Source organism: Streptomyces calidiresistens (assembly GCF_014141525.1).
Classification (GTDB): Bacteria; Actinomycetota; Actinomycetes; order Streptomycetales; family Streptomycetaceae; genus Streptomyces; species Streptomyces calidiresistens.
On record NZ_VKHS01000945.1, the window covers coordinates 1 to 1,876 of the forward strand.

Sequence of the window (1,876 nt, forward strand, 5' to 3'; positions counted from 1 at the left end):
GTGGTCGCGGCGGACCGGGCGACGGGGGGTGATCGGGCGTCGGATCGCGGCGGGTGCCCTGGTGACGGCCGTGGTGGCGGGGGGCACCGGGGCGTGGCTGCACCACCGGCTCGGCGCCGGACTGGGCAGTGTGGATTTGTCGATGGAGCCCTCCGGGATCCCCGACGCCTCCGGCACCCCCCGGGACCCGGACGCCCCGCACGCCGCCGGGTCCGCCGGGGAGGGGGACGCGGGGACACCGGCCGACGAGCCGGGACGATCGCTGCTGGTGGTGGCCGCCGACGGCCCCGACACGGCGCCCGACGGGGCCGCCCGGCACTCGGTGATGGTGGTCCGACTGCCGGAGGACGGCCCCGCCCGGGCCGTCGTCGTGCCCCGGGAGTGGGAGGTGCCCACCCCGACGTGCGCCCGTGCGTCCGAGGGGGAGGGCCCGTCCGCGTCCGTCCCCGGGCACTCCCGCCTCGGTGAGGTCCGGGACACCGGTGGCCCCGCCTGCCTGGCCAGGGCGGTGGAGAAGGTGGTCGGCGACCGGATGGACCACTACCTGGAGGTGGACGTGGACCGGCTGGGCGCCCTGGTGGACGCCCTGGAGGGGGTCGAACTGCGAACGCCGGTGGATCTGCGCGACCCGGCCTCGGGCCGGGAGTGGCCGGCCGGCACGCACCGCCTGGACGGGGCCGGGGCCATGGCGGCGGCCCGGTCCGTCGGCGAAACGGCGGAGGACGGCCTGGAGCCGCCGCAGCGGGTGCTGTTGGCGGTGCTCCGGGAGATCGAGCGGCGGGGGGTGCTGACCAACCCGGCTGCCCTGTACCGGGTGGCGGAGGCCGCCACGGACGCCCTGACCACCGACAAGGGGTTGGGATCGATCACCGAACTGGTGCGCTTCGCCAAGGAGTTGGGGACGGCCGGCAGCGGACTGCGAATCCGGGCCCTGCCCCTGCCCGAGGCCGAACCGGCCGCCGCCCCGGAACGGATCCCGAACGGGAACGGCGGGCACGACGGGGACGGTGAAACCGCCGGTGAGCCCTCGAACGCCGCGCGGGAGGACCGGGTCGGCCGCTAGCGTGGGAGGCGCCGCTTCCCGGAAGCGCATCCGGAACACCTCCGGTTCCGGGCGCGGCGCACCACGAACGGAACGGGGAGGTCCGCGGCGTGCACGACCCGGGATCGGAGACCACGGCGAAGGCATCCGGGGAGACCCCCGGCCGGCTGGTGATCGTGGACGGCGCCAACGTCGTCGGCTCGGTGCCCGACGGATGGTGGCGCGATCGGCACGGCGCCGCCGAGCGCCTGCGGGACGCCCTCGCCGAACGGGCCGCGGCCGGCTCGGTCCTCTCCCCCGGCCCCGGTGGGAGGACGGCGGAACCGGGCGCCCCCGGAGAGGCCGAGGAGGTCGTCCTGGTGGTCGAGGGCGCGGCCCGCCGGGTGGAGGCGGTGCCGGGCGTGCGCGTGGAGGCGACCGACGGCAGCGGGGACGACCTGATCGTCGCCCTCGTGGCCGGCGAGGCGGCCGGAACGGCCCGCCCCTGCACGGTGGTCACCGCCGACCGCGCCCTGCGCGACCGCGTACGGGCCCTGGGCGCCGACACCACCGGCCCCCGCACCGTCCGCCCCGGCCGCTCCCGGCACGTCGACCGCCCCCGTGATCCCGAGGCCCACGGTGGTCCGGACCGAGCCGACGGGACCGGAAACCCCCACGCCTCCGGCCCGACCGGCCCATGACGGGAACCACCCCGACGAACACACGTCCGGCCCGGGAAGTCGTCCACCTCCGTGCGGTCCCGCCCGTGCTCGGCCATGGACTTCGGGATGTCCCCGGTCGGCATGTTCCCGACCCCACGGCGCACGCGGGTGGGAACGTCGGGCGAGGAGGGGG

The 1,876-nt window shown here is 77.5% G+C and carries 1 protein-coding gene and 1 pseudogene; both read left to right on the forward strand.

Annotated elements, in window-relative coordinates; all coding sequences use genetic code 11:
• Positions 1-1,063 (forward strand): LCP family protein (locus tag FOE67_RS24400; RefSeq protein WP_228474241.1); only part of this gene is annotated, 1,063 nt, incomplete at its 5' end.
• An 89-nt stretch (positions 1,064-1,152) separates the two neighbouring features.
• Positions 1,153-1,617: pseudogene (locus FOE67_RS24405) on the forward strand (hypothetical protein); the annotation flags it as partial.
• Between the last annotated feature and the right edge of the window lie 259 nt (positions 1,618-1,876).